Origin of the sequence: Citrobacter sp. wls716, assembly GCF_005280975.1 — a bacterium.
GTDB lineage: Bacteria > Pseudomonadota > Gammaproteobacteria > Enterobacterales > Enterobacteriaceae > Citrobacter > Citrobacter youngae.
Window position 1 is genome coordinate 1 of the sequence record NZ_SZWX01000029.1, and the last position, 257, is coordinate 257.

A 257-nucleotide genomic window follows, 5' to 3' on the forward strand; every position below is an offset into this window, starting at 1 on the left:
CGTTGCCCGGATAGCTCAGTCGGTAGAGCAGGGGATTGAAAATCCCCGTGTCCTTGGTTCGATTCCGAGTCCGGGCACCACTATTTAGAAGAACCAGCCTACGGGCTGGTTTTTTGCTTTTGTGGTTCTGATACTTTCCAATCGCTCATCCCTCAATATCCATACAGCACACCCCCTCACAAAATCCGCACGAACGATTAGCCGTACCCGTGTTCAAGCAGACATCTGGATTCTATAAGAAGATGGGATTTAGCGTG

At 49.8% G+C, this 257-nt stretch carries 1 tRNA gene; it reads left to right on the forward strand.

The features are described from left to right. Nucleotides 1-4: 4 nt before the first annotated feature. Nucleotides 5-80 (forward strand) — tRNA-Phe (locus tag FDX24_RS10015). The last annotated feature ends 177 nt before the right edge of the window (nt 81-257 follow it).